The organism is Pseudorhizobium xiangyangii (assembly GCF_020531965.1).
Taxonomy (GTDB): domain Bacteria; phylum Pseudomonadota; class Alphaproteobacteria; order Rhizobiales; family Rhizobiaceae; genus Neorhizobium; species Neorhizobium xiangyangii.
Window position 1 is genome coordinate 45,562 of sequence record NZ_JAJAWH010000024.1, and the last position, 26,261, is coordinate 71,822.

Here is a 26,261-nt window from a genome sequence, read left to right on the forward strand (position 1 = left end):
GGGATCTCGTGGAGGAGAAAATGAAAGCAATATCGAAACATATTCTGATCGGCGGCGTCGCAATCACCGCCCTTCTCTCCGGCACCGTTGGACCGCTGATGGCCCAGGATAAGCCGGTCATCGCAACGGTCGTCAAGATCAGCGGCATTCCGTGGTTCGACCGCATGAACACTGGCGTCGAGGCTTACCAGGAGGCCAATCCGGATGTCGTCGCGACCCAGAGCGGCCCGGCAACCGCCGATGCAGCCCAGCAGTTGCAGATCATCCAGGACCTGATCGCCAAGGGCGTCACCGCGCTTGCCGTCGTACCGATGGATCCGGCCGTAATCGAAGGAACGCTGAAGCGTGCCATGGACCGCGGCATCGTCGTCGTCACCCATGAGGCCGACAACCAGAAGAACACCCACGCTGATGTCGAGGCCTTCGACAACACTGATTATGGTGCGGCGCTGAACGTACGCCTGGCCGAATGCATGGGCAACAAGGGCAAGTGGACGACCTTCGTCGGCTCGCTCGGCAGCCGCACACACATCCAATGGGTCACGGCCGGCGAAGAAAACGCCAAGAAGCATCCGGACATGCAACTCGTCGATCCGAACAACGAGTCCTTCGACGATGCCAACGCCACCTACGAAAAGGCCAAGGAGATCTTGCGCAAGCACCCGGATATCAAAGGCTTCCAGACTTCGGCCGGCAACGACGTTCTCGGCGTCGGCCGCGCCATCGATGAAGCCGGCCTGTCAGGCAAGGTATGCCTCGTCGGCACCGGCCTGCCGAACCCGTCCGCAGACCTGCTCGAGTCCGGCGCCATCACCGCAATTGGCTTCTGGGATCCGCAGAAGGCCGGCATGGCGATGAATGCTGTCGCCAGACTTCTGATCGAGAAGAAGGAAGTCAAGGACGGAATCGACCTCGGCGTTCCGGGCTACGAAAAGGTAACCGTCAAGAAGGGTGCCGGTGACGGTCTGCTGATCGTCGGCAACGGCATGGTTCTGGCCGACAAGGCGACCTACAAGGAACACATGTTCTGATCCTCCCTAACATTCCGGCCGGCGCGATCCATGCGCCGGCCGGACCAGGCGCGCCCATGGTGGCGATGCGCAATGAAAGAGGACTTGTTCATTGTCGGCGACTTCCAACACCAAAGAGGCATCCGGCCGTTTTCTGGAACTTCGTAATATCCAGAAATGGTTCGGCGGCGTGCACGCACTACGCGGCATCGACCTGAGGCTCGATCTAGGCCAGGCCTATCACCTCCTCGGCGAGAACGGCTGTGGCAAAAGCACCGTCATCAAGATCATGTCCGGCGCAATTCCGCCCAGTGCCGGCGAGATCATTCTCGAAGGCGAAACGCATTCGGCGATGACGCCGATCCAGTCGCTGAGCGCCGGGATCGAGACCGTGTATCAGGACCTTTCGCTGCTGCCAAACCTGACGGTTGCCGAAAATGTCGCGCTGAACGAACAACTGGTGTCCGGTCAGGGCAGGCTTGGTCGCTTCTTCGATCGCAAGCGACTGAAGGAGACCGCCGAAAAAGCGCTGGTGACCGTCGGCCTGCCCACTAGCAGCAGCTTTCTCAACACGATCGTTTCGGACCTTCCACTGGCCGCGCGCCAGCTGGTAGCAATCGCTCGCGCCATCGCCACGCGTGCCAAGCTCGTGATCATGGACGAGCCCACTACGTCGCTGACGCGCCGTGAGGTCGACAATCTCATCCACGTGGTCGAGAGGCTGCGGCAGGAAAACGTCGCCGTGCTCTTCGTCACGCACAAGCTGGACGAATGCTACCGGATCGGCGGCAATGCGGTGGTGTTCCGCGACGGGCAATGCGTCGCCCAGGGGCCGATCGAAAACTACACCAAGAAACAGATCGCCGAACTGATGACTGGCCGGGCGATCGATTCCGCCCGTTACCGCACGGCCGAACCGATGGACGGCGAACTGTTTTCGGTCAAGGGCCTGAGTGCCGCGGGCGTGGAGCGGCTGGATTTCAGTCTCCGCAAGGGCGAGATCCTCGGTATTACCGGACTGGCGGATTCCGGCCGCAACGAACTTGCGATGGCGATCACGGGCGTGTCGCCGGCCCGATCCGGCACGATCACGCTCGATGGCCGGCAGGTGACGATCCGCCGTCCCGCCGACGCGATCAATCACGGGATCGGTTATGTGCCGGAAGACCGGCTGGCGGAAGGGCTCTTCCTCGACAAGTCGATCCTCGAAAACGAGATCGCGCTGATCCTGACACGGCTATGCAACAGTTTTGGCGTCATCGACAAGCGGGCCGGCCGCGAGACTGCGGCCAGGCTCTCGGAGGAGATGCGCCTCAACACCAAGGATCTCGATATGCCGGTCGGCGCCCTTTCGGGCGGCAACCAGCAGCGCGTGCTGATCGGCCGCTGGCTTAGCATCGAGCCGAAGTTGCTGGTGCTGCACGGCCCGACCGTCGGTGTCGATGTCGGCTCCAAAGACACGATCTACCGAGCCATACAGGCGCTCGCCGAGCGGGGCATAGGGCTGATCATCGTCAGCGACGATCTTCCCGAACTGCTGCAGAACGCCGACCGCATCCTGGTCATGAACGGCGGCAAGGTCGTTGCCGAATTCGATGCCGAACAGGCCACCGAAGACCGGCTCTACCAGGCCATGCTGACATCCAAGCTGGAGACGGCCCCATGACTACTTCGCGACTGGAAGAATTACAGCAAGGCGCGGCGGAGCGGCAATCCTTCAGCATTGGCGAACTCGTTCGCCGACGGCCTGAGACAATCACGGCTGCACTGCTTGTCGCAATCTGCATCATCGTTGCGGTTGCCAACCCGGCCTTCCTGCAGCCTTCGACCCTGGTCGATATCGGCCGCGCCAGCGTGGTGATGGGACTGTTTGCGCTGGGCGTTCTCGTCATCCTCGCGGCCGGCGGTATCGACGTATCGTTTACCGCCATTGCAGCCTTCACGATGTATTCGCTAACGGTACTGGTGCAGAACCATCTGCCAGGCCTGCCGATTACGGTTATCCTAGTGATCGCCACGGTCGGCGGCGCACTGCTCGGTGTCATCAACGGGCTGCTGGTACACCATCTCAGGGTGCCGTCTCTGATCGTCACGATCGGCACCCAATATCTCTTCCGCGGCTTTCTTCTGTCCTTCATCGGCACGGTCTGGATCATGTCGCTGCCGCCGCAGATGGGTGCCTTCGGCCGACTTCCGCTGCTGCAGTTCGAATCCGCCAATGGCGCGACGATCACCCTGCCCTTCTATTTCCTTGTGCTGCCGATCGCCGCCTTCGTGACCTGGCTGATCCTGAACCGCACGCTGATGGGCCGCGCGATCTTCGCCATGGGCGGCAATGCGAACATTGCCAGCCGCCTCGGCTACAACTTGAAGAAGCTGCATATCTTCATCTTCGGTTATGCCGGCGCTCTAGCCGGTCTTGCGGGCATCATCCATGTCTGCGCCAACCGCCAGGCCAATCCCTTCGATCTCGTCGGCACCGAGATCAACGTCATCGCCGCAGTCGTGCTCGGCGGCGCCAAGATCACCGGCGGCACCGGCACGGTGCTCGGCACCATTTTGGGCGTGCTCCTGATCGTCGTCATCAACAGTGTGCTCGTGCTTGTCGGCATTCCCAGCACCTGGCAGCGGCTGGTGGTCGGTGTCTTCATCCTGCTGGCGGCGGCGTTCTTCGTCACGCGCCAACGCAATAAATAGGCTTATCCGGAGGAACCCATGAAAAAATTCCTGAACGATCCCGTGAACTTCGTCGACGAGATGCTGGACGGCATCTACCGCGCCCATCCCGAAGTGACCTATACGGCCGAAGACAAACGCTGCATGGTCACCGCAAAGCCGAAGACCGGTAAGGTCGGCATCGCGACCGGCGGCGGCTCCGGCCACCTGCCGCTTTTCCTCGGTTATGTCGGTGACGGCATGCTGGACGGGGCGGCCGTCGGCGGCGTCTTCCAATCGCCAAGCTCCGAGCAAATGTATCAAGTCACCAAGGCGATCGATCAGGGCGCCGGCGTTCTCTACATCTACGGAAACTACAGCGGCGACATCATCAACTTCGACATGGCCGCCGAACTCGCAGATCTCGACGGCATCCAGGTCAAGCAATGCGTCGGAAATGATGACGTCGCCTCTTCGAAGGTCGGCGAGGAACACAAGCGCCGCGGCGTGGCCGGCATCTATTTCGTTTACAAGGCAGCGGGTGCTGCTGCAGCCGAAGGCCTGTCACTCGACGAGGTTCACCGGCTTGCCGAGAAGGCCCGCCTGCGCACCCGTACGATGGGTGTCGCGCTTTCGAGCTGCGTCGTGCCGGAAATCGGCCATGCAACCTTCTCCATCGGCGAGGACGAGATGGAAATCGGCATGGGCATCCATGGCGAGCCGGGCATCAGCCGCAAGAAGCTCGGCGCTGCCGATGCGGTCGTCGACGAGATGATGGAACGCATCTTCGCCGAGCAGGACTACAAGTCCGGCGACGAAGTGGCTGTCCTGATGAACGGGCTCGGCGGCACGCCGCTGGAAGAACTCTACATCCTGTTCCGCCGCGTTGCGCAGTTGCTGGAAGGCCGCGGTGTCAAGGCGAAGCACGTCTGGGTCGGTGAATTCGCCACCTCGATGGAGATGGCAGGTGCTTCCGTCTCGATCCTGCATCTCGATGCGGAACTGGATCGCCTCGTCGCGGCACCGGCCAACACACCCTTCTTCAAACATTTCTCAAACTGAGGACGAGAGGCCATGGACGCCATCACAGCTTCCGATCTGATCCTCCTGTTCGGTGCCTGGAAGCAGCTTTTCGCTGAACAGCGGGAATTCCTGATCGCTCTCGACGGCAAGGTCGGCGACAGCGATCTAGGCATCACCATGAGCAAATCCTTTGCAGCGGCGGCCGAAGCCGTTGAAGCCGAAGGCGAAGCCGCCGGCATCGCCAAATTGCTGCGCACCGCCGGCGCCACCATGGCGCGGACGGCGCCTTCCACCATGGGTACGCTGACGGCAACGGGCTTCCTGCGTGCCAGCAAGGCCGTAGAAACTGCGGCATCGCTTGGCACGCCCGAGATGGCGGCGTTTTGGGCGGCCTATCGTGACGGGATCGCGGAACGCGGCAAGGCCAAGGTTGGCGACAAGACCATCGTCGATGTTCTCGACCCGGTTGCCCGCACCTTGGAGGAACAGGCAGCAGCCGGCGTTTCGCTGGCTCCCGCCCTTGCCGCAGCGGCGGCTGCGGCAGAAGACGCGCTGGAACAGACCAAGACGCTGGTCGCCCAGCATGGCAAGGCCGCGGCCTTCCAAGAGAAAACGGTCGGTCTTCAGGATGCGGGCGCGACCGTCGGTGCGCTCATCTTGAGAGAGCTCAGCAAATTCGCTTCCGCCCAATAGTTACAAGAAGGCGTGCGCTACGAATTCGGCCGGATCGGCGTCGATCTCTTTCAAAGCGCCGGATCGCGCCTACATCCGTTAGCAGAGCATCCTCATGCAGATACCGCCGGAAACCACAGCTGAGGTCCTATTGAATACACAACTTGAGCTTTGATAGCCGGCGCCCAGCCGTTCGATTTGTCTATTAAATCGGCTGGAATGTGCTTGTTATTCGAGGCTTCTTGTCAGATCATCGAATAGTTCATCGACGCTCAGTATCCTGTCAATAAGCCCTTGCTGGTAAGAGTAGTTGATAATGGTCTCGAGCGTTGCGCGATTTGCTTCGACGCCATAGGGGCGCGTGTCGAAACCCTTCAATCCAGCTTTCGCCTTGCTCTCCTTCAGCATGCTATACAATTCGCGAACGAGGTCGGGACGATCCTTCGAAAGATCCTGACGCACGACAAAGACATGGTTCAGGGGAATGACGCCGGTTCGCTCGAACCAGGCTTGAGCGGCGGCATGCGGATCGGGAATTACGGTCTTGAGACGCGGATCGTCGGGCATGTTGCTGCCGAGCATCGCCGCATCCAGAGAGCCGTCCAGCAACATATTCACGAGCTTCTGGCCAGGCTCGCCGCGCGTCACGTTCGCCGGCTCCTGGTATCCCTCGACATGGGCGTCCTCGAAACAAACCCATGTGATCTTGTCGAGGTTCACGCCATACTCGTTCTGCAAGATACCTCGGACCCAGGCGCCGGTGGTCTGTGTGTAAGCACGGACGCCCACTCGCTTTCCCTCCAGATCCCGCGGTTGAAGCACACGATTCTCTGCATTGTAGGCGATGCAGTGATGCTGGAAGCGTCCCGAGATCGGGGCAGGGACAAGCACAAGCGGGGCGCCGCGCGCCTTCGCCATCAGGAACGTCACGATCGCAAGCTCCCCCGCCTGGAAGGCCGCCTCCCGAACAAAGGCCTTGAAGCCCAGGTTCGATGGGTCGTAGTCAGCGTATTCCAGCCGCAGCAGTGGGGAGCTGACTTCGCCGTTGCGAAGTGCGCGGGTAACGCCATACTCAGCCAGAAGTGTGTAGATCGGAGTCTGCGTCTCAGCCATTTCGGTTCTCCTCTATCCTCGGATTTTTTTGGCGGAGACAGCACGCGCCTCCACCGTATTCTTGTGCCTATTCGCTCGCGCGGTCGCTCAAACTGGTCTCCTGGTTACCGGTAAGCGTCGTCACGCGTCGCTCCCGCAAAAGGATGAATGCCCCAAGCAGCAGGATAACCAAGCCATTGCCGGCCATGGCCCAGCGTGGACCGATCATGCCCGCGACGCCCGCCGTCGCGGCGGTGCCCAGTTGCACGAGTCCCCTGTTCAGCATGAGAATGGAAATTACACGCCCGCGAACATCGTTGGGCACCCGCATCTGCAGGATTGTGTTGTTGGTGGCATTGTAGGCGATTTGGAACGCACCGGCCGCAAACAGGAGCAGCGGCGCCAACATCAAATAGGGACTGGCTGCAAAAGCCAGCAATACTGCGCCGAATCCAATCAGGAATACTGTCATCCACCACCCGGAGGCCGCCAAGGCTGGAAAGCTCGCCAGCAAAAGTGCGCCAAGAACAGAACCGCCTGCGGCAAAGGCCATCAGAATACCGAGACCTTCCGGTCCGATACGGAAGACGTCATGAGCGAACAGAGTGAGGATGCTGAGATAGGGTTGGCCGAAAAACGTCGGCACCAGCGCGATCATCACCAGCAGCAGCACGGTACGCTCACCACGAACATAGGTGATGCCTTCAAGGATACTTCTTCCAAGCGACTGTGACGGCGCCCGAGGAGGATCCGGCGGAAAACGCATGGCCTGAAGTGAGCGGATTACCACGATGAAGCTCACGGCATTCAGGGCAAAACAGACCCCCGTGCCAAGCGTCCCGATGATGAGCCCGGCCAGCGCGGGGCCGATTATCTTCGTCAGGTTCACAGTCATGGAATGGAGGGCGATTGCATTGGGTAGATCGCTCTTGGGCACGAGCTCCGAAATCAGGGAATGGCGGACCGGCATGTTGAAAGCGGTGAAGATGCCTCTGCCCGTGGCCACCAGTAGAATGGCCCATATCGGCGCACCGCCCCAGATAACCATGACCGCGAGAAACGTAGCCAGAGCCATGGCGGCTGATTGAGTCAGCATCATCAGGCGGCGGCGTGGCAGACGATCTGCCATGGCGCCGCCAACGAGTACAAAGAGCAGAATCGGCAGGCCACGGCACAGGTTGACAAGGGCCAGATGGAACGCCGAACCGGTCGTCGAGACGACGAGCCAATTCAGCGCAACCTGATCCATCCAGTCACCGGTGTTGGAAACCAGCGTTCCTGTCCACATCAGGCGATAGTTTCGGTGGCTCAGCGCTGAAAAGGCCTTTGCTATTCTGCCCGCCGACCAGTCGATCATCGTGCCGGGTCCAGGCTCACGCGTCTATTCGCGCCAGCGCAGCGCCAAGCCGTGGGTAAACCTTGAGGGCATTTTCATAATAGATCTTGCGGCGATCTTCCTCGGTCAGCCAGGTGACATTGTCGATATAGCGTTTGGTATCGTCGAAGCGATGGCCGGTTTCGGGATCGATTCCCTTGACCGCACCGATCATTTCCGAGGCAAACAACACATTTTCTACCGGGATCACCTTGGTCAGGAGCTGCACGCCCGGATCGTGATAGACGCAGGTATCGAAGAAGACATTATTGAGAAGCAGCTCGGGCAGTGGAGGCCGCTTGAGGTCCTGCGCGAGCCCGCGGTAGCGGCCCCAGTGATAAGGCACCGCTCCTCCGCCATGAGGTATGACGAACTTCAGTGTCGGGAAGTCCTTGAAGATGTCCGACAGCAGCAACTGCATGAACGCCGTGGTATCCGCCGCGAGGTAATGGGCGCCGGTCCCGTGGAAGCAGGGATTACAGGACGAGGAGACATGCACCATTGCCGGCACCTCAAGCTCAACCAGCTTTTCGTATAGCGGATACCAGCTGCGGTCGGTCAGCGGCGGATCCGTCCAGTAGCCACCAGACGGATCGGGATTGAGGTTGCAGCCGACGAAACCCAATTCGGTCACGCAGCGCTCCAGCTCGCCAATGCAATTGGCCGGTGGCACACCGGGAGATTGGGGCAGCTGGCACACTCCAATGAAGCTTTTCGGGAATAGTTGCGTCGCGCGATAGATCAGGTCGTTGCTGACTTCGGTCCACTGCTGGGAGACCTTCGCATCTCCCTGGTGATGAGCCATCTTGCCTGCTCCGGGCGAAAACAGCGTCAGGTCGGTGCCACGCTCGCGCTGAAGCAACACCTGGTTGTCCTCAAGTGTCTGCCGTATCTCGTCATCCGAGATGACAAGCTCATCCTTGTGCGGCGCGGCCGTCTTCGCCCTGAAGGCTTCCAGCTGGTGAGCGCGGAAGGCCTGCATTGCGGCAGGGGCAGTGGTGTAGTGTCCGTGACAATCGATAATCATCTGCTTTATCCTAGATCAGCGGGAGGGCTCAGAAACCGGCTTCATCGATAAACAACTCGTCTATGGGCACATCACGCGCCATAAGCTGCTGTTGTTCGGCATAGAGCTTGAGTGCCTCTATCGAGGCGCGGTTTGCAGAGAATCCATAGGGAAGCGGATCGCTGCCGACGGTCTTCATCAATTTGCGTCGGCCTTCATCCTGCTTGGTCGCCGCCTCGCCGGAATGAAGACGGCCCATATAGATTTCCTTGGCCTGGAGAAATGCATTGTAGATCTTTGGCGCCACGTCCGGTCTTGACGCCAAGATCTCGTCGCGGATGACCAGCGTCGAATGCATCGGCAATATGCCGGTACGGGCATACCATTCCGCCTCAGCCTGCTTGCCATTTGCGAGAAGCTCGGGATAGCTGTCGGCCGGCTTGGTTGACGCGGCCCAATCGGCGGTGGGCGGGCCGGCGCGGCCGATCCCTGCATTTGCCGTGAAACCGGCGTGCAGCTCCCCCGCCGCCATCATCTGCGCAAGAGATTGCCCCTGCGGCGCATGGACAACATTGGGCGGCAGAACCATCTGCGCCACATGCTCCTCATCGTCCACGACCCAAGTGACCTTGGAGCAGTCGAGGCCGTATTCGTTCTGCAGGACACCACGCGTCCACACACCCGTGGTTACCGAGTAGGCGCGCACGCCTACTTTCTTACCTTCGAGATCCTTAGGGGCCGTAATGCCTGCATCGGGGCGGATCACCAACCCGGTGTGATGAAACTTCCGTTCGAAGAAGATGGGCAGCGCTGTGTACGGAGCGCCATGCGAGCGGGCAATGTAGTACGTCGTGGAAGCCAGTTCGCAGACGTCGAACTCCAGGTCCCGCACCATGCGGCGATAGGCAGCAATTTGCGGTTCCACCTCGACGAACTCGAATTCGATTCCATCCAGCTTGACGGTGCCGTTCTTCACGGGATTGGTATGGCCCGCGCTGCGGACGGATATGGTCAGGCGAAGTGTGTCGGCCATCGGCGCATTCCTCTCTATGATATCTGCTTCAGCTACGGCCACTCAAACGGCGGCCGGTTTCCAGTGCGGAAAACGTCCGCACCGGCGCGGCGAGCAGCAGGTCGAAGCCATCGGCCAGAACCTTTTCGACATTCTTGGAGCCGACGTGGGGATGGCCGACGCGAACGCCGTGGGCCTTGCAGATCCGCACGATCTCGGCCATGGCGGAAACAACCTCGGGATGATCGTATTCACGGGGATGCCCGAGCTCCTGGCTGAGGTCGCCCTCCCCGATCATGACCACCCCGATGCCCGGCACTCTGGTCAGCATTTCATCGAGGTTGGCGATCCCGACCGTGTCCTCGATCATGAGGAGAACCAGGATTTCGCCCTCCGGCGCCAGCGGCCATACATCGGCCTTGCTATAATATTCGCCCGTGCCCACACCCCATAGCCGTGAAGCCGTTTTGGGGCTGTCGCCGCGAATGCCCTGCGGCTCGTAAAGCGGCGCTGTCGAGAGCCGGGGATAACGGCAGGCGGCAACCGCGTTGTAGGCCTGCTCGGCGGTGCTGACATGGGGCCAGACGACACCGAATGCCCCCATGTCCAGGGCCTGCTTGGCGAGAAACTGGTTCATTTCCCCGCCGTTTGCCGGAATGCGCACAATAGGCGTGACCGCAGGGGCGCCCGTTGCGGCGATGGACTTGCGGCTCACCATCCATTGCAACGTATCGCGCAGCTGGGCCGGATCCCACGGGCGGTGTTCCATTTCGTAGATGACGCCGTCATAAGGCGCCTCGGTGACCCACAATGCCGATTCCATGCCGGCGGCCGCGAAAGTACCAAACGCTTTACGCCCCTGTTCGAAAGCGCCGATCACCGAGTTCAATCTAGTCATTTTGTTCTCCACCCATTCCTTGAAAGTCCGCGGTTCGTTCAGCCGGCGGGCGCGCCCAGAAGACGCGTCGTGTCGTCAAAAAGTGCATCCACATTGATCGGGCGCGGGATCACGCCTTGTGCGAAGGCGAAGCGCGCAGCGGCCTCCAGCGAGGGGCGCAGCGCTTCCACACCAAACTGGCGCATCTGAATGTCATTACCCGGAGGCGTGTCCCGGTCACGGCTCTCGATCAGAAGGCGATAGAGTTCGCGCACCACATCGGGCCGTTGCTCGACCAAATCTGCATGAACGACTGCCATGTGGTTCATCGGCACAATGCCAGTTCGTCGGTGCCAGATAAGCCCGGCGGCCTTCGGATCCGGAATGACGGGCTGCAGGCGCGGATCGTCAGGCATGTCACTTCCCAGGAGCGCAGCATCGACCTCGCCGGCAAGCAACATTCCCAGCGGGCTTTTCCCCTCCTCCGCCCGGACGACATTGGGGGGATCGCGAAACTCTTCGAGATGAGAATCCTCGAAACAAACCCAAGTCACGCTGTCCGGATCGAGCCCATAGTCGTCCTGCAGGATACCGCGCACCCACACACCCGTTGTTTGCGTATAGGAGCGAACTGCGACGCGCAGCCCCGGCAGATCCATTGGTTTGATGACCCCGCGCTGGGCGTTATAGCAGATGCAATGATGCTGAAACCGTGCACCGATCGCTGCGGGCAGCAAAATCAATGGCTTTCCAAATGCGTGAGCCTGAAGATAGGTTACGATGGCCAGTTCGCCAAAGTCGAAACGATCTTGACGAACCATGTCCTTGAAGCCGTCGAAGACCTGCGGAAACTCAGTGTAATCGAAGCGGATCAGGTCGCTCGCGATCTGTCCAGATTTCATAGACCTGGTACTGGCGTTGCTGCCTAAGAGCGTCGCGAGCGTTACTGGACCTTGGCTTGCGTAAGTCTTCTGCATGGCTATCGCTTAGGCCAAACGTGGATACAGTATCTCGGCGGTACCACCGAGGATCATGTCGCGATCCGCCTCCGACAGGGAAGAAAGGTTCTGCTTGGCGCGTTCCACGATCTGCGCGAGAGAGCCTTCCGATGCCGGATAGTTTGAGCCGAAGGAGCAACGGTCCGCGCCGAATGCTTCGACCAGAACCGGGAAGAAAGTCTCTGGTGATGCCGCGCCCGAGGCTGCGAGGTCAAAAGTGCGCGGGGTAACCTTTAGGTAGATATTCTCGTATTTCGCCAATTCGAAGAGCGGACGTGCGTTGGCGTAAGGGGGGCCATCGGCAATATCGGTGCGCGCCAGATGGTCGATGATGATGCGGGTGTTCCCAAAGCGCTCAGCCATTTCGGCCACGATCGGAAAGGCAGGCAAGCGGCACTGTACGCAGATCGGGAGGCCCAGCTCTCCGGCCTTTTCCCAAACAGGAAATGAGCGCGGGTCGTTCAGCCACGAAAAATCGAACTTGAGCTTGCTACCGCCGGTGTAAAGACGCAGACCGGTGACGCCCTTCGCAAGCCAGCCCTGCATGACATTGACCGCATTGGGTGAAAGCACGTCAATCGTTCCGACGGCGGTAAAACGATCCGGATGGCGCGCAACCGCTTCCGCCACATAGCTGTTGTCATAGCCGTAGCATGATGCGGCCTGCACCAGCGCGGAGCTGACAATGCCGGCCTCGTCCATCGCCGCAACCATGGCCTCGATCGTGACATGATGTTCCTTGGACCAGTCCGACTGATTGCCACCGAGCGGTGCACGCGGATAGGCGACCTCATCATGGGAGATGACGTGCGGGTGGATGTCGTGAATTCTTTGAGCCATGTAAGCTAGTCTCTCCTCTTCACCAGCCAGGCCAAGCGGGGCCGTGCCGCCGGAAACTCCTTCCAGGAAGAAGCGCCCCCGACGACCGCCGGACGTATATATTTGCTAGTCAGAAGCGAGGGCGGGACGGTCCACCGTCCAACGCATTTGGCGGTGCCCCCGCTGCTTTTTCCTAGGGACAATCTATCTCTCAGTACGGAGGAGAGCCAATTGGAAGAGCGCCACGATGCATAAGAAAATGAGACAGTCATTTTTCAGTATGCCGGTTTTTATTTGAAACTATTCGGTTTAATTGCCAATTCTCTGCGTCACTCGCCTGGGTAAACGCATCATGCGGCCGCCCTGTCTGGGGCGACCGCATTCATTCTAATTGGTCCGATCAAACAGACGGGATGACGCGCAGGGCCGGGAATGCCTGACCGATCCACGTTACTGGCCAGTTCATCGTCAGCAATTGATCGAACACGAGATAGACGAACAGTGTGACCCCGATAGCCATCGGCACGACCAGGTTCCAACGCTCCTTGCCTTCGAACCGCATAAATCCAACCACGAACAACGGAATGGTGGGGATAATGCCGATGGTACCCATTGAGAGAAGGAAGCCCAGGAGCCATCCGAGAAATGCAAGCGCGCGCCGCAGTATCTCAGATATGGCCATGCCTTCGTTTTCTTCGATCAAGTCCATGTGTATCGCCTGGCTGGCCTCTGCCTTTGCCTCATCGAGCGGCGAACGGGCTGAGATGCCTCGACGGAAAACCGCGTTTCCGAGCGAGCCGAGCACAGCAACGAAGGCCACTCCGGTCACGATCTGTGGCACCAGCGCGGTGGACCAGCTCCATCCTGCGGTTTCCCAGAAAAGGAAAGCCATGGCGGCAAGAAGGATCACAGGGAAGGTATCACCCGGCGAGAACTTCGGCAGCTGGAGGTTCAGATCCCAGCTCCGGTCTCTGTCGAGAAGGGCGCTGATCACAGGACGCAGGATACCGAGAGCGGCAACGCAGAGGATGACAACGACCATCGGGTGCAGCAACCAATCTGCTCCGTAGAGGCGAATGGAGATGAATAGTTGCCGTTCGATTATGTCTCCGAGAACTACACCGAGAATGAGCGGCGCACGGGGCCAGCGCAGACGCTTCATTGTCCAGCCAGCAAGGCCAAAGATCAGCAGCGCCACCAGGTCGCCCCACTGGCGGGACCCCTCGTAAGCGCCGATGAAGATGATGCAGACGACAACCGGCAGGACCAGCGTGTAACGCAATGTTGCCAAGCGAGCAAATTGCGGGCTGAAAGCATAGCAGAGACCCGCACCTATGATGTTTGCGATCGCGATCGACCATACCATCGAATAGGTAATCGGCAGGTTTTTTGTCAGCATGTCAGGGCCGGGCACAAGCCCTTGCGACAGAAATGCTCCGAGGATGATCGCCATACCGGCTGAGCCCGGAATGCCGAACGCGATCGTGGTGATGAGCGAGCCACCTTCCTTGGCATTGTTTGAACTTTCCGAGGCGATGACACCGCGCACGTCGCCTTTACCGAAGGTCTGGCGCCCCCCCTTCACGGTCCTTGCGGCGTGAGCATATGCTACCCAATCGACGACGGAACCGCCGATACCCGGAATCGCGCCCAGCGCTGTACCGATCCAGCTACAGCGCAGGATCAGCCACCATTCGGTGAAGCAGTCTTTCGCGCCCTGCCAGATGCCGAGATTTACGTTCTGAATCGGCTTGCCTTTCAGCGAATGACGGGAAATCATCATGTCGCAGAGCTCAGGCAGGGCAAAAAGGCCCAGCGTAAGCGGCACCAGGGGCAGACCTTCCCAAAGGTACAGGCTTTCAAACGTCCAGCGGAATGCGCCGGTACGAGGCTCGGAGCCTATCATGGAGATCATCACACCGATCGCGGCGGCGGCCAGTCCGCGCAGCGGCGTACTGCTGGACAATGCAGCCACCATTGACAGTCCCAGAATGGATATTGCCAGCATTTCCGGCGTGCCGATGTACAGCATGACCGGCCGCAGTATCGGCACGGAAATGCCGAGCAGCAAGGCGCCGAACAGGCCACCCATCAGCGATGACATGTAGGCGGCACTTAGCGCACGCCCGGCTTCGCCACGCTTCGCCATAGGCAAGCCATCGAGAACCGTGGCCGCTGATCCCGCTCCGCCCGGAACGCCGAACAGGATCGCGGGGATCGGATCACCCGTGGATGTCGTTGCCCCCAGCCCCAGCAGGAAGGCGAATGCGGTGTAGGGATCCATGGCGAAGGTGAACGGCAGGAGCAAAGCCGTGCCCGCCAGACCTCCGATGCCGGGCACGATCCCGAGGACCACACCCAGAAATGCAGCAAGGCAAAGAACACCCAGGCGCATGGGATCCGCGAGGATCGTCAGCGCCTCCCAGGCGGCGCCCAGCATGCTCACACTATCGGCAGCGTCCATTATTTGTCCAATTTACGTTTGTGCGTTGACCTGCCGGAGCCAAGCCCCGGCAGGCGGCTGGGCAGGATTACTTCGAGACCAGAAGTCCCTTGACCTGATCGAGAACATCCGGCGAGGTCGCGTAGAGCTCATCGAGGATCTTATGAACCTCATCACCGGCGATCATTTCGACCGTCGCATTCTGCTTGGCGACCTCAGCGATAAACCCGGGGTCCTCCGCGGCGGCTTCGAAGGCGGCGCGCAGAGCTGCGAGACGGTCTTCCGGAACTTCAGGCGGAGCGGCAAACGGACGGCCGGCGTCCAGCGGCAAGAACATGAACTCGAAGACGGAACGGGCCTTGGGGTCAGTGACCTTGTCAAGGATCATTGGCACATCTTTGACAGCCGGACTCGGGCGCATCGCAAGCTGGGCGATCACGTTCAGCTTGCCTTCTGCCAGCCAGCTGGCGTCGTTGCCTCCGAGCAGGCTTGTGGTGGTCACGGCGCGACCTTGTACTTCACCGCGCTCCATGGCAAGCGCGATTTCGTCGTTGCCCTTGTATCCGGGGATGATGTCCATCTTGGATCCGAGATACTCGTTGATCATGGCTGGGAAGGTGCGGTTCTCGTTGTTGAACGAGGTAGAGCCGATCGTCAGCGGCTGGGAAAAGAGATCGTCCAGTGTCTTCACCGGCGCATTCTCCCACGTGATGAGCACATAGCTTTCCTTGTTCAGGCTGCCGATCCAATTCACCTCGCGCGGATCGAAGGCGAGCTTTTCGGCCGAAACAAGCGGCAGATAAAGGTTGTTGCGCTGAAGGGCGGCGATGGCTGTTCCGTCGCGCGGTGCACTATTCTGCAGTTGGGCAGCCGCAGTCAGACCACCAGCCCCAGGAACATTGGCTATGACCACATTTGGGTTGCCGGGCAGATGTTTGGATAGGAATGGCGCGAAGGCACGCGCATAGAGATCAGCGCCGCCCCCTGGCGCGGCCGAAACCATCAGCGTCAAGTTGTTGTCGCTATAGAATTCCTCGACGGTCTGCGCTCCGGCCGACGTGCTCAGAAACGCGGTGGACAGGGCGATAGTCGCAGCAGTAGCAAATTTCTTCAATTTCATCAGTTTTCTCCTCCCGTTTGAGGTTTCGGCCGAGAGGGCCGAAACCAGTCTGCATTTCAGGTAGTCAAAAGCGAAATAGTCGGCGCTATGTTCTTTTTATTGCGCAGGTCCATCAGGTCCCCGATGATCCGGTCCTGACGTTCAGCCGACAGAAGGCTTGCAGTTACGTTCTTGAACTTCTCCAGCACAGGCGCCTCCGCGAGGCCCCGGTCCGGGAACGAATGACCCGGCGGGTGGAGGCACTCGGTCTCGATGACCTCGCCGCCGGTCAAGTGCACCTTGATCTGGCAGGGCATCGCTTCCGGCGAGCGAGAGCGGAGCTCTTCCGATACGGACAGGCGGACCTTTGCCGTCAATGCGCGTGTCGCAGGTTCTGCCCAGCGCTCATTCACATATTGACGCGGCGTCAGTTCGCCATCCATCAACACGACGGCCGGCAGGAACGTGAAGCTGTGGTCGGCCGTCTCATGGGTGGAAGGCGTCAATCGGGGCTTCTCAGCCTGCTGTTTGCGGATGATCGGCAGGTCCGCCATGATCACATCGATCGCCTCGATCTCATCCACCCGGCCCGCCAGCTTTTTATGGGCATCGAGTGCCGCGACAATCTCTGCCTGCGCCGTCCCGATGCAGGCAAACGTCTTGACGTGGGAACGCAGGATGAACAATTCGTCCACAGGCGCCCAAAGCTTTTCGAAGCCAAGCGCAGGGTCGAACACCTGCTGCATGCCCCAACGGTGATCCAGAACCTGCTGAGGACCGGTCATACCCTTCGCAGCAAGCAACGTCAGTTGCACGCCTTCGCGAGCAAGAAGCGCGCCCACCATATTCTTGGCACCGGACAGCTCCCCATAGCGTACGATGGACGGCGTTGCGCAGCGCGCCATGGCCAGCGCGAGCGCATTAGCCTGGCGCGTCTCGTCCAGGCCAAGAATCCGACCTGCCATCGCTGCAGCAACCACGCCCACGGCACTGGCCCCATCCCAGACGCTGTCCATCGGCATCAGATCGCGCAGGCGACGGAAAAGCTCATAGCCCATCATGATCGCGGTGAGCACAGACTGTCCCGACGCGCCATGCGCCTCGCCAACAGCAAGGGCAGCGGCCAGGACGTCGCTGCAATGGCCGCCAATGTGGAGCTTGCCGTCCTTCTGAATGAACTGGACGTCGTTGAAGTCTTGCGATCGCACCAGGGCGCAATTCAGGAATGTGGCATCGAGCACCGATCCACGTTCGGCGTGGCCGATCAGAGTACAAACAGGCTTGCTTCCCAACTCCTCGATCATCTCGGCCACACGGCGCGGCGCCCCGGCAAGCTGCGCTGAAAAGGCGCACGCGATGGTATCCAACGTCAGAAGCTCCGCTTGGCGCAGAGCAATGCTCGACAGGTAGGCAGGCTCCGCTGCCAGCGTCCATTGAGCCAATTGCCTGATTGAGGACTCATTGGTGGTTGTGTTCTGATCGTTCATCAGTATCCTTTCGGACAGTTCTGGGCCGCATGACGGCGGGTTTCAAACGGCTGGACAACGACGGGAGCAGACGGTGGATCGTATCGCTTGATACAGATGTCGTCGCAATGCATCTCGAAGCGCTTCACGACAGTTCGCCGAGACAGCCGACGGCGACTCCGGTTCGCCGCTCGTATCGAGCAAGCGACGAGACTCTCATCTTGTGGCTCAAAATTCCCTCCTGCCGAACTCCCATCCGGCACAATCATATTCATCGACAATAGCCGCCCAATTCAAATTGGAAGTGCGTGACCCATCATAAGAAAATAGCACACCCTCATAGATACCCCTCTTCACCAGGAGCTTTATCCGAGCCGAAATTAAACGACAGAAAAACAATATCCCACTGAGAAAAAATGGTTATTTCGAGTGTGATCGGAGACCTCTGCCCGAGAAATCGGCCAAATTCGATGCGCTCTTGACGCCGTCGTCATAAAATGAATTGACTGCGATCATGACAATCACCATCAAAGAGCCGGCTATTTTTGGCGAAAACATACTGCTACCAAACCTGCGCCACCTCAGGGCGGTGGAGGCGGTCGGACGTCACAACAGTATCGGCAAAGCAGCTCAGGAGCTCAGATTGTCGCAGCCGGCGGTCACACAGGCTGTCGCAAAGGTCGAGGCGGCGCTCGACCGTGTATTGTTCGAAAGACATCAGAAAGGCACCGCTCTCACACGCGCCGGAGAAGTCTACCTGAACCGTGTCCGCCGCTTTCTTGATCAGTGCGATGCCGCGCTTCTTTCCGCAACCGGTGGTGGTCCCATCCGCGCACGCTACCTCACCAGCGCCCAAATCCGGAGCCTCATCGCCATTTCGGCAAGCACCACGTTTTCGCAGGCTGCTCATGTCAGCGGCATCTCGACGTCCTCACTTCATCGTACGTTGCGTGACCTGGAGGCTATGCTGGACGAGCGGGTCTACACCAGCTCCCCCTATGGACTTAGGATGACGGATGCGGGTGCAAGTCTTGCGAGAAGGCTCGCGCTGGCCTTGCGCGAGATGGATGCGGCGCTCGACGAAATCGGCTCCCTAGATGGAGTGGAGAGCGGCAAAATCCTGATTGGCGCGCTGCCTATGTCCGGTGCTTACCTGATCGGGGCTGCCATCGCACGGCTGACGGAGCGTTTTCCGAAGGCACGCGTCGTCGTCACCAACGCCCCCTACGCCATCCTTTTCAACAGCCTGCGCAACGGTGCCATCGACATGATTTTCGGGGTACTGCGTAGGCCCGACTGGGACATGGAGGTGGCCGAAATTCCTCTGTTCACCGATCCGTATTGCATCGTGGCCCGCTCGGGCCATCCTCTGGCTGCGCAGGCCGAGGTCACGCGAAGCGATCTCCTTCGCCACGACTGGATCGCTCCAGGCCAGGGAACGCCGCGACGCCGCGAGTATGACGCGCTCTTCGAAGAGCAGGACAAACATCCCAACATGCTCATCGAGACCAGCTCTCTTTCCACCATCCGCGCGATTTTAGCATGCAGCAATCGGCTGGCGCTGGTCAGCCGGCATGAGATCGAGATGGACGAACAGCTCAACCTTCTGACCGTCCTGCCATGGAACCCCAGCTTTCCGCCAGCGCACAAGGGCATTTCAATCCGGACGAATTGGCTGCCGACACCGATCCAGACGCAGTTCGTCAATATTCTGAAGGAAAGTGCACTCGCTCTGGAGCAAGAGCCGAGATCACTTTAGCTACCAGTAGCTCCTGAAAAGGGGATCCGGCGTTCTTCGTCATCGCTGGCGCCATCGGATGATGGATTAGCCCGGGGATCCCGTACTTGACGATCAGCGGCCCTGCTCGTCCTTGCGGACCTGGCCACCAAGCTCCTGGGCCTGACAGTAGGTCATGAAGCGGTCGCGCTGGAAGCCGTTAGTGGCTAATACCATCCAGGGCAGAAGGATGTTGATGCTGTGATAGGGTTCGGAATTGCCACGCAGTGGTCGGGCGAAGGTTTGGCCGATGTTGTCAGTGCTCATGGCTGCATCCAGGGCCTTGTGCCGGCTTCGATGGATTTGATGATCTGATCTGATGCGCTGGTAGGTGTCGGTGCGGTTCTCGCTCACGGCATTTCTCCTTGTTCTAGTTTGCCTGACGGGGCCCATTCGAATGCAAAGTCGACACCCAGACCGGCTGAAAACGCAGGACGTCTCCCAGGTCGGCCTCGGAGTGGAATTCTGATCCCTTTCGGATCGAACCAAAAAAAAGGGCTCCGCAAGGAGCCCTTTTTTTTGTGGGAGCAGATCGGCATCAGCCTTGTATGGCGCGACGGCGAACGATGATCCTCGCCGATAGCGAATGTGACCATCAACGCCAAACGCTGCGCTTGTGCCGCTGGTAGTGGCGTCGCACGCAACAATCGATATGCATTGATCCAGTATCCTGGGTTTAGCCACTGTCGACCATACGAGGTTGTCCTCGGCAGCAATCCCACCGTATGTGGGGCCGCCGAGGACTTGGGCGTTATCGCATACCAAACAGGTACAGGGAACCGAGGCTAATCATCGGGAAGTATGTGATCAATGCCAGGCAGAAGATAATTACGGCGACCATTGGCACTAGGTAGGGGATCATTCGGTGCAAGGAAACATTGCCCACTGCAGCAGCAGCGAACAGGTTGACGCCAAATGGTGGAGTAATCATTCCCAAAGCCAAGTTCACAATCATTATCAAACCGAAGTGGACAGGGTCGATACCGAACGCAATTGCAACCGGAGCAAGGATAGGGGCGATAACCACGATCGATGCGGAGGTTTCGACAAACATTCCGATGAGGAACAGCAGGACGTTGACAGCGAGCAAGAACATAAAGGCGCTGTCAAAATTCTCTACCAGCCACTGGCTGATAGCTGCCGGAATCCCAGCTCGGGTGAGGATGAACGAAAACAGGCCTGCCATCGAGATGATGAACATGATGATAGCCGAGGATATTGCCGATCGCTTGAACACATCGACCATCGCAATGATGCTCATCTCTCGATAGATGACCATGCTCACCACAAGAGCATAAAATACCGCGATTATTGAAGCCTCGGTCGGGGTGAACACGCCACCGTAAATCCCGCCCAATATGACCACGGGCATGAACAGCGCGAATGCTGATCTGCGCAGGCTGACCATAAACGGCTGAACGGGCTTCTTTTCAAGCTTGCCTGGATTGTGGAAATACCGCGACCAAATAAGCACGAAGACCATGAGTGCTGCGGCAATAAGGAATCCTGGTCCAATCCCGGCGATAAATAGATCTCCCACCGGTGCACTCGCTGCCACGCCATATAGGATCATCGGAATTGAAGGAGGGATGATAACTCCTAGTTCCGCCGCCGTTGCCTGTAGAGAAGATGCAAAGCCCACTGGGTAACGCTGAGCGACCATAGCAGGGATAAGGATTGCGCCGATCGCGTAAGTGGTAGCTACGCTGGAGCCCGACACTGCCGCAAAAATCATGCAGACGACAATACACGTTACAGGCAAGCCTCCACGGGTATCCCCTATGGCGCTCTCGACCAAGTCAACGAGACGACGCGAGATTCCACCTGCCGCCATCAGGTTGCCCGCAAGAATGAAGAATGGCACGGCCGCGAGCGGGAACTTGTCGAGCGCGATATATGCCTGCTGAGGCAGAACAATTAACGGAAGGTTTGAGAAAGTGGCAACGCCCACAAGTCCTGCAAGCCCTATCGCTACGGCTACGGGGACCGAAAGCGCCATGAGGCCGATCAGCAACAAGATCATTGTCAGTAGCATATTTGAGCCTCAGGTGTTTTGGGTCTGGTGGTCGATATTGCTACGTGGATCAATCACGTGAGCAATTGCCGCGAAGATCGAGATAACGGCACCAAAGGGCAGTGCGGCGTAGGCCCAGCTTGTTGAAATACCGAGCCCAGCGATCGTCTGGAACTTGACCCGCATCGCGAGGGAGATCCCGAACCAGGTCAGAAAGCCCAACAATGTGAGGACGCAGACCAGGATGACAATCTGGATGACCTGCCTAGCTCTACCCTTGCTCAAGCTGAGAAGCCAATCGACGGAAATCAACGTTCCGGATCGCATTGCAGCAGCAAGTCCGAGGTAGGTCATCCAGATCAACGTCATTTGAATGAGCGGTTCTGACCACTCCGCTGATCGATGCAGCACGAAACGAGCAATGATCTGATACAGGCCGATGAGAGATGCGAGAGCCAAGCCAGCAGTCGCAAACGCGACTGCGGCTTTTGTCAGCAAGCTCTCAAAGCTAAGGAAGTACCGAGCCCAAGCTTCTTCGTGTTGCATCACTTTGTCTCTTTGATAGCGTCAAGACGCTCTTTGCCGAACTGCTCGGCAAAGGTCTCAAAGAGGCCTTCCACCTGGCTAGCAAAAGAGGTCTTGTCGACATCGGTGATAACTTCGACACCTTGCTCGCGCAGGGTATCCAGTCCAGTTGTCAGGACCACTTCCACTTCCTGTCGATTACGCTTCATCGCATTTTGCGCTGCTTCGACAAAAATCTGCTTATCCTCATCCGACAGCGCCTCATAGGCGGTGGGAGAAATCAGCAGGACCAGTGGCGTAAAGGCATGGTCGGTCATGCTGAGGTATTTTTGAACCTCACCAAAGCGATTGTTGATGATCGCGCCGACAGGGTTCTCCTGACCGTCCACAACTCCTTGTTGAAGCGCGGTGTAAACTTCCGGAATAGCCATCGGCGTGGGAAGAACCCCTAGTTCCTTCCAGACTGCAATGTGCAGTTCATTCTGCTGGGTACGGATCTTCAGACCCTCCACGTCCGAAGCCGTTTTGACGGCCTTGGTATTGTTTGTGAGCTGTCGGAAGCCCATTCCTCCGAACGCGAGTCCAACGAGACCTTTTTCAGGAAGTCCCTCAAGCATCTCTTTCCCGATTGGACCGCTAAGGACTGCATCTGCGTGATCAAAGTCACGGAAGAGAAAGGGAATGTCGAAGAGCGCAAATTCCGGTGCAAAGTTCACGACCACAGAAGTGCTCGGGATAGCCATATCGACCGTTCCAACCTGAACGCTTTCAATGACTTCGCGATCGCCTCCAAGCGCACCGCCGCCCTGAATATCGACCTCAATCCGTCCCTCAGTCTTGGTGGCGATTTCCTCAGCGAACTGTCGCATCGCGATGGCCTCGGGGGCTTGCGCTCCTCCTACAAACCCGAGCGAAAGCGTAACATCTGCGGCCGCGGCCGTACCGGTCCACGTAACGAGGGTAAGGCAAGCTGCCAGCAAAGATTTCTTCATTGTTTCCTCCACGATTTTCTACTTATTATTCAGTTAGGCTGCGACTTCCCAGCTCTCAACGACGTACTCGTCAAGAGCTTCGAGCTCGATATCAATGCCAAGGCCAGGACCATCTGGCACAGCAATGTTTCCTTTGGAATCTGGGCGTGGATCAAAGATCTTTGCACGCAGCGGATTGTAGCTTTTGTCGTATTCAAAGATGGGCACACTTGGGCTCTTGCCATAAGCAGACAGCACCGATGCGTACTGCAGCGACGCGAGGAAATTGACCCCAGTACCCCATACGTGGGGAGCTACACCCGTATCGAAAGCATCCGCCAACCCGGCAATCTTGATGGCCTCGGTGATCCCGCCACAAATAGCTAAGTCGGGCTGAAGCACAGCAAGCGAACCGTCCACCATTACATCCCGGAATGCCTGGACACCGCAGAAGGATTCCCCGCCGGAAAGTGGCACCGAGATCTTCTCAGCAATTCGTCTGTACCCGGGAATATTGTCGTGTCGGAGTGGTTCCTCGATCCATGCCAAACGGGACGACCTGGTGGCATCAGCTAGCGCGACCGTATCAGCAATCGTTGAGGCTTCGTTGAGGTCAATCATCAGAGTGGCATCATCACCTACGATCGATCGAGCTGCCTCTATGGCCCGAATATCTTCTTTCGCTCCGATACCAACGCGAATCTTCACTGCCTGGAACCCATCCGCGATGAAACCCTCCACTGCCTGCTCGAAACCAGCGTAGCGATCCTCTCCAGCGGGCAACAATGGGCCGCTGGCATAGGCCAGAATTTCTTTGCGAAGTGCGCCGCCCAGGAGTGAGGATATTGATAGCCCACTTGATCTTCCAAACGCATCCCAAACAGCGATGTCCAAGGCGCTGAGTGCCATGTGCGTCTGGCCCCGTCGATCAGGAACTGCGGCAGAGAGCATGGCTTGGTGAATCAGGCGCGGGTTAGTAACGCTCTTGCCTAACGCGTATTGCGCAAGATTACGTTTGATTAGCTCGGCTGCTGCATAAGGATAGGCCCATGTCTCGCCCCAGCCCACCTGTCCTCCAGCCGTCGTGATCCTAATCAGAAGCGCGGATCGTTCACTGAACACGCGTAGCGCATTGCCAGCGACCGTAGGCATTGGGCACCGAAGAATGAACCCTTCGATTTTGGAAATTGTATCAGCTGTCAATGATGGTACCCCCGTTGGCGACCAACTTAAACATTTGACATGACCATGACAAATTGGAAGAACGGCGGAAATACATCAGGAAAGCTGATATGCGAATAACGCTTGCACAGTTGGAAGCTTTCTATTGGACAGCGACTTATAGCTCTGTTGAAAGAGCCGCGAGCGTTCTTAATATCGCTCAGCCAACCGTCTCATTGCGTCTAAGAGGGCTTGAAGACGCGCTCGGCTACAAGCCGCTACAACGGGTCGGGAGAGGTCTTAAGTTAACCCTACGGGGTCAGGATTTGCTTGAAGAATGCCGGACAATCTTTGCCAGCCTTGAGAAGATTGAGGCACGACCATCTGTTCGGAATCTGTCTGGCCCTATCAAGCTTGGTTTTGCCGAAGGTTTCGCCATGATCTGCTTACCACAGATCGTGTCACGACTGCACTCGACGTACCCTGAGCTCCAACCTGAACTGATGGTCGCCACCTCGGCGGAGGTCGAACCCGAATTACATGCACTACGGTTGGATCTGGCATTTCTTGTACATCCCACGGAGCATGAGCAATTTAAGCTCGTTCCTCTTGGTGCCCAGGAAACATGCTGGATTGCCTCGACTAGCTTTGACCTGCCACCCATTGTGCGACCTCAAGATATTGCCACGCACTCGATCATCTCGAACCCCGTCGGGACTATCAACTATCAACAGATGATCGGGTGGTTCGCCAGCGCTGGGTTGACTCCAAACCGCATCGATTTCTGCAACAGCGTCTCGATGCTCGCAGATCTTGTTAACAAGGGAGTAGGCTTAGGGATCTATCCCAACAAACTGGCAGAGCGCGAAGTGAGCGAAGGCATGGTTTCGGTCCTTAAAACGGATCCGCCTATCGCTGACACGCCGATTTTTGCGAAGTATCATCGGCAGAGTCGGAAACCTAAAGTGGAGGCGGTGCTCAACACCGTGGTATCAGTCCTTAGCGAACTCGACTATTTGAAGTACGGCTAGGCCATCAGAGTTCAGATGTACTGCCCGCGATCAATGCATACGACAAAGTCGGTGGCTAAAGCCCAAGCCTTTTTCAGTTGGGTCAGAGTAAAACCCACCCGTCTGGCTTCCCGGCAAAGTCGCTAGCTGCGCTTGATCGCTCATGATTTGGCAGAACTATAGGCATACACAAGTTTTCGCACGCGCTTTTCGGAAGCATTAGTAGCTTTGTTCGCGGGAAAGGCATGGGGCGGTAGCGGCGAGTTGCGGAGAAGGCGCTTCAGGTTCGTGTTTCGTCCTCCAGCGTCTTCAGCCGTTTGGCTTCCTACACCTCCCATGCCGCCGAACTTCGCTTTCCATTTATAGATGCTGGTATCGCTGACGCCGTGTTAGCGGCAAAGCTCCGAGACTGGCGTGCCCACCTCGTGCTCCCTCAAATGGCCGATGTTCTGCTGTGAAACGGCTGCGCTTCATTCCCTGGCCCTCTGGACCAAAGCGTACTTCAAGATGGAATTTCAACGAGCAAGGTCAGACTGTCGGCCACCTTGTTTAGTTGAGCCAGCGCAACTTTTGCGTGACAACCCGCTTAAGCTTTTCGTATTCGCAGATGACATGAGGAGGAAGCCGTGGGAGCCTTTTGGACAACGCTAGTTAGCGAGATCTCCGACATCCCAGACGGGTCTACTATAACTCTTATCACGGTACGCCTCGTAATGGCGGCAGTACTTAGCGGGATCCTTGGCTACGAGCGCGAGCGCAAGGGAAGAAACGCTGGTGTCCGGACTCATATGTTGGTCGCCGTAGGTGCAGCACTTTTTGTCATAGGTCCGCTCCAGAGCGGAATGGAGATAGGCGACCTATCACGTGTACTGCAGGGTATCGTGCAGGGAATTGGCTTCCTTGGCGCAGGTGCCATCATTGTCCGCTCGGCGCAGCGCGAGATCGAAGGACTTACCACCGCCAGTATTTGGGCGACAGCCGGAATTGGCGTGCTCGCGGGTCTCGGACTGGAGACAACCGCGGTCCTATCGACAGTGATTGTGTTGATTATCCTCGCGGCAGTACCTCATCTCTTGCCAACCCACATGGACTCAGGCTCAAGCGGGGGCGATCGGAAGTAAGTCAGTAACGCGATACGGCGATAAAAGCTCCTGGTCTGCCAGCTAGATCCGGTTGATGAAGACGTAGGGATGTCTGCCGAAACGCATGGTCACAGAGGGGCTAGGCTGCTATGGCTGGCAACAACGCTAGGTCAT

General features: G+C 58.3%; 23 protein-coding genes and 1 pseudogene. 8 read left to right on the top strand and 16 right to left on the bottom strand.

Going from position 1 to position 26,261, the window contains the following annotated elements:
* Window positions 1–20 precede the first annotated feature (20 nt).
* The 5 genes from LH464_RS19290 to LH464_RS19310 all read left to right on the top strand — a co-directional run bounded on the left by LH464_RS19290 (window position 21) and on the right by LH464_RS19310 (window position 5,381).
* Window positions 21–1,031: a substrate-binding domain-containing protein gene (locus LH464_RS19290; protein WP_226788037.1), complete on the top strand. Its 1,011-nt coding sequence runs from the start codon at window positions 21–23 to the stop codon at window positions 1,029–1,031.
* Between the two features lie 91 nt (window positions 1,032–1,122).
* Window positions 1,123–2,676: a sugar ABC transporter ATP-binding protein gene (locus tag LH464_RS19295; RefSeq protein WP_226788038.1), complete on the top strand. Its 1,554-nt coding sequence runs from the start codon at window positions 1,123–1,125 to the stop codon at window positions 2,674–2,676.
* Window positions 2,673–3,707 carry an ABC transporter permease gene (locus LH464_RS19300; protein ID WP_226788039.1) on the top strand — a complete coding sequence of 345 codons (1,035 nt, stop codon included), beginning with the start codon at window positions 2,673–2,675 and terminating at the stop codon, window positions 3,705–3,707. Before LH464_RS19295 ends, LH464_RS19300 begins: the two co-directional genes overlap by 4 nt.
* An 18-nt stretch (window positions 3,708–3,725) precedes the next feature.
* Window positions 3,726–4,727: a dihydroxyacetone kinase subunit DhaK gene (locus LH464_RS19305; protein WP_226788040.1), complete on the top strand. Its 1,002-nt coding sequence runs from the start codon at window positions 3,726–3,728 to the stop codon at window positions 4,725–4,727.
* A 12-nt stretch (window positions 4,728–4,739) separates the two neighbouring features.
* Window positions 4,740–5,381, top strand: a complete 642-nt coding sequence (locus tag LH464_RS19310; RefSeq protein ID WP_226788041.1) for a dihydroxyacetone kinase family protein — start codon at window positions 4,740–4,742, stop codon at window positions 5,379–5,381.
* 207 nt (window positions 5,382–5,588) lie between these two features.
* Here LH464_RS19310 and LH464_RS19315 read toward each other — a convergent pair whose 3' ends face one another.
* The 10 genes from LH464_RS19315 to LH464_RS19360 form a co-directional block, all read right to left on the bottom strand.
* Complete coding sequence (locus LH464_RS19315; RefSeq protein ID WP_226788042.1) at window positions 5,589–6,473, bottom strand: ABC transporter substrate-binding protein; 885 nt, start codon at window positions 6,471–6,473, stop codon at window positions 5,589–5,591.
* A gap of 67 nt (window positions 6,474–6,540) precedes the next feature.
* Window positions 6,541–7,809 carry an MFS transporter gene (locus tag LH464_RS19320; RefSeq protein ID WP_226788043.1) on the bottom strand — a complete coding sequence of 423 codons (1,269 nt, stop codon included), beginning with the start codon at window positions 7,807–7,809 and terminating at the stop codon, window positions 6,541–6,543.
* A gap of 16 nt (window positions 7,810–7,825) precedes the next feature.
* The gene (locus LH464_RS19325; protein WP_226788044.1) at window positions 7,826–8,854 is read right to left on the bottom strand and encodes an amidohydrolase family protein; all 1,029 of its coding nucleotides are present in this window, start codon (window positions 8,852–8,854) and stop codon (window positions 7,826–7,828) included.
* A gap of 28 nt (window positions 8,855–8,882) precedes the next feature.
* Window positions 8,883–9,866 (bottom strand): ABC transporter substrate-binding protein, encoded by a 984-nt coding sequence (locus LH464_RS19330; RefSeq protein WP_226788045.1) that lies wholly within the window; start codon window positions 9,864–9,866, stop codon window positions 8,883–8,885.
* A gap of 28 nt (window positions 9,867–9,894) precedes the next feature.
* The gene (locus tag LH464_RS19335; protein ID WP_226788046.1) at window positions 9,895–10,743 is read right to left on the bottom strand and encodes an HpcH/HpaI aldolase family protein; all 849 of its coding nucleotides are present in this window, start codon (window positions 10,741–10,743) and stop codon (window positions 9,895–9,897) included.
* A 38-nt stretch (window positions 10,744–10,781) separates the two neighbouring features.
* Window positions 10,782–11,699 (bottom strand): phosphate/phosphite/phosphonate ABC transporter substrate-binding protein, encoded by a 918-nt coding sequence (locus LH464_RS19340; RefSeq protein ID WP_226788047.1) that lies wholly within the window; start codon window positions 11,697–11,699, stop codon window positions 10,782–10,784.
* Between the two features lie 9 nt (window positions 11,700–11,708).
* Complete coding sequence (locus LH464_RS19345) at window positions 11,709–12,560, bottom strand: amidohydrolase family protein (RefSeq protein ID WP_226788048.1); 852 nt, start codon at window positions 12,558–12,560, stop codon at window positions 11,709–11,711.
* A 379-nt stretch (window positions 12,561–12,939) separates the two neighbouring features.
* Window positions 12,940–15,003, bottom strand: a complete 2,064-nt coding sequence (locus tag LH464_RS19350) for a tripartite tricarboxylate transporter permease (RefSeq protein ID WP_226788049.1) — start codon at window positions 15,001–15,003, stop codon at window positions 12,940–12,942.
* A 67-nt stretch (window positions 15,004–15,070) separates the two neighbouring features.
* A complete protein-coding gene (locus tag LH464_RS19355; protein WP_226788050.1) occupies window positions 15,071–16,102 on the bottom strand; it encodes a Bug family tripartite tricarboxylate transporter substrate binding protein in 1,032 nt (343 codons plus the stop codon).
* A gap of 56 nt (window positions 16,103–16,158) precedes the next feature.
* Window positions 16,159–17,568: an MmgE/PrpD family protein gene (locus LH464_RS19360; protein ID WP_226788051.1), complete on the bottom strand. Its 1,410-nt coding sequence runs from the start codon at window positions 17,566–17,568 to the stop codon at window positions 16,159–16,161.
* Window positions 17,569–18,061: 493 nt separating this feature from the next.
* Here LH464_RS19360 and LH464_RS19365 point away from each other — a divergent pair, with 493 nt between their 5' ends.
* Window positions 18,062–19,306: a LysR family transcriptional regulator gene (locus LH464_RS19365; protein WP_226788052.1), complete on the top strand. Its 1,245-nt coding sequence runs from the start codon at window positions 18,062–18,064 to the stop codon at window positions 19,304–19,306.
* Window positions 19,307–19,399: 93 nt separating this feature from the next.
* Here the strand turns inward: LH464_RS19365 and LH464_RS24725 are convergent, their stop codons facing one another.
* The 5 genes from LH464_RS24725 to LH464_RS19390 all read right to left on the bottom strand — a co-directional run bounded on the left by LH464_RS24725 (window position 19,400) and on the right by LH464_RS19390 (window position 23,986).
* Entirely contained in the window at window positions 19,400–19,678 is a 279-nt protein-coding gene (locus LH464_RS24725) for an ArdC-like ssDNA-binding domain-containing protein (protein WP_226788053.1), read from the bottom strand.
* Window positions 19,679–20,075: 397 nt separating this feature from the next.
* Window positions 20,076–21,359: a TRAP transporter large permease gene (locus tag LH464_RS19375; protein ID WP_226788054.1), complete on the bottom strand. Its 1,284-nt coding sequence runs from the start codon at window positions 21,357–21,359 to the stop codon at window positions 20,076–20,078.
* A gap of 9 nt (window positions 21,360–21,368) precedes the next feature.
* On the bottom strand, window positions 21,369–21,884 hold the full coding sequence (locus LH464_RS19380) for a TRAP transporter small permease (protein ID WP_226788055.1): 516 nt from the start codon (window positions 21,882–21,884) through the stop codon (window positions 21,369–21,371).
* Window positions 21,884–22,855 carry a DctP family TRAP transporter solute-binding subunit gene (locus tag LH464_RS19385; protein WP_226788056.1) on the bottom strand — a complete coding sequence of 324 codons (972 nt, stop codon included), beginning with the start codon at window positions 22,853–22,855 and terminating at the stop codon, window positions 21,884–21,886. Before LH464_RS19385 ends, LH464_RS19380 begins: the two co-directional genes overlap by 1 nt.
* Window positions 22,856–22,888: 33 nt before the next feature.
* Complete coding sequence (locus LH464_RS19390; protein WP_226788060.1) at window positions 22,889–23,986, bottom strand: mandelate racemase/muconate lactonizing enzyme family protein; 1,098 nt, start codon at window positions 23,984–23,986, stop codon at window positions 22,889–22,891.
* Between the two features lie 140 nt (window positions 23,987–24,126).
* Here LH464_RS19390 and LH464_RS19395 point away from each other — a divergent pair, with 140 nt between their 5' ends.
* Complete coding sequence (locus LH464_RS19395) at window positions 24,127–25,026, top strand: LysR family transcriptional regulator (protein ID WP_226788057.1); 900 nt, start codon at window positions 24,127–24,129, stop codon at window positions 25,024–25,026.
* 233 nt (window positions 25,027–25,259) lie between these two features.
* On the opposite strand, the pseudogene LH464_RS24895 reads toward LH464_RS19395, so the two are convergent.
* Window positions 25,260–25,479, bottom strand: a pseudogene (locus LH464_RS24895) (transposase); the annotation flags it as partial.
* 239 nt (window positions 25,480–25,718) lie between these two features.
* On the opposite strand from LH464_RS24895, the gene LH464_RS19400 reads away from it, so the two are divergent.
* On the top strand, window positions 25,719–26,126 hold the full coding sequence (locus LH464_RS19400; RefSeq protein WP_226788058.1) for an MgtC/SapB family protein: 408 nt from the start codon (window positions 25,719–25,721) through the stop codon (window positions 26,124–26,126).
* The last annotated feature ends 135 nt before the right edge of the window (window positions 26,127–26,261 follow it).

Bases quoted from the DNA above. Each gene is read 5' to 3' on its own strand.
- LH464_RS19395 (WP_226788057.1), top strand. From the start codon at position 24,127: ATGCGAATAACGCTTGCACAGTTGGAAGCTTTCTATTGGACAGCGACT.
- LH464_RS19350 (WP_226788049.1), bottom strand. From the start codon at position 15,003: ATGGACGCTGCCGATAGTGTGAGCATGCTGGGCGCCGCCTGGGAGGCG.
- LH464_RS19375 (WP_226788054.1), bottom strand. From the start codon at position 21,359: ATGCTACTGACAATGATCTTGTTGCTGATCGGCCTCATGGCGCTTTCG.
- LH464_RS19365 (WP_226788052.1), top strand. From the start codon at position 18,062: ATGACAATCACCATCAAAGAGCCGGCTATTTTTGGCGAAAACATACTG.
- LH464_RS19300 (WP_226788039.1), top strand. From the start codon at position 2,673: ATGACTACTTCGCGACTGGAAGAATTACAGCAAGGCGCGGCGGAGCGG.
- LH464_RS19380 (WP_226788055.1), bottom strand. From the start codon at position 21,884: ATGCAACACGAAGAAGCTTGGGCTCGGTACTTCCTTAGCTTTGAGAGC.
- LH464_RS19385 (WP_226788056.1), bottom strand. From the start codon at position 22,855: ATGAAGAAATCTTTGCTGGCAGCTTGCCTTACCCTCGTTACGTGGACC.
- LH464_RS19390 (WP_226788060.1), bottom strand. From the start codon at position 23,986: ATGCCTACGGTCGCTGGCAATGCGCTACGCGTGTTCAGTGAACGATCC.
- LH464_RS19290 (WP_226788037.1), top strand. From the start codon at position 21: ATGAAAGCAATATCGAAACATATTCTGATCGGCGGCGTCGCAATCACC.
- LH464_RS19335 (WP_226788046.1), bottom strand. From the start codon at position 10,743: ATGACTAGATTGAACTCGGTGATCGGCGCTTTCGAACAGGGGCGTAAA.
- LH464_RS19360 (WP_226788051.1), bottom strand. From the start codon at position 17,568: ATGAACGATCAGAACACAACCACCAATGAGTCCTCAATCAGGCAATTG.
- LH464_RS19345 (WP_226788048.1), bottom strand. From the start codon at position 12,560: ATGGCTCAAAGAATTCACGACATCCACCCGCACGTCATCTCCCATGAT.
- LH464_RS19305 (WP_226788040.1), top strand. From the start codon at position 3,726: ATGAAAAAATTCCTGAACGATCCCGTGAACTTCGTCGACGAGATGCTG.
- LH464_RS19355 (WP_226788050.1), bottom strand. From the start codon at position 16,102: ATGAAATTGAAGAAATTTGCTACTGCTGCGACTATCGCCCTGTCCACC.
- LH464_RS19325 (WP_226788044.1), bottom strand. From the start codon at position 8,854: ATGATTATCGATTGTCACGGACACTACACCACTGCCCCTGCCGCAATG.
- LH464_RS19310 (WP_226788041.1), top strand. From the start codon at position 4,740: ATGGACGCCATCACAGCTTCCGATCTGATCCTCCTGTTCGGTGCCTGG.
- LH464_RS19315 (WP_226788042.1), bottom strand. From the start codon at position 6,473: ATGGCTGAGACGCAGACTCCGATCTACACACTTCTGGCTGAGTATGGC.
- LH464_RS19340 (WP_226788047.1), bottom strand. From the start codon at position 11,699: ATGCAGAAGACTTACGCAAGCCAAGGTCCAGTAACGCTCGCGACGCTC.
- LH464_RS19320 (WP_226788043.1), bottom strand. From the start codon at position 7,809: ATGATCGACTGGTCGGCGGGCAGAATAGCAAAGGCCTTTTCAGCGCTG.
- LH464_RS19400 (WP_226788058.1), top strand. From the start codon at position 25,719: ATGGCGGCAGTACTTAGCGGGATCCTTGGCTACGAGCGCGAGCGCAAG.
- LH464_RS19330 (WP_226788045.1), bottom strand. From the start codon at position 9,866: ATGGCCGACACACTTCGCCTGACCATATCCGTCCGCAGCGCGGGCCAT.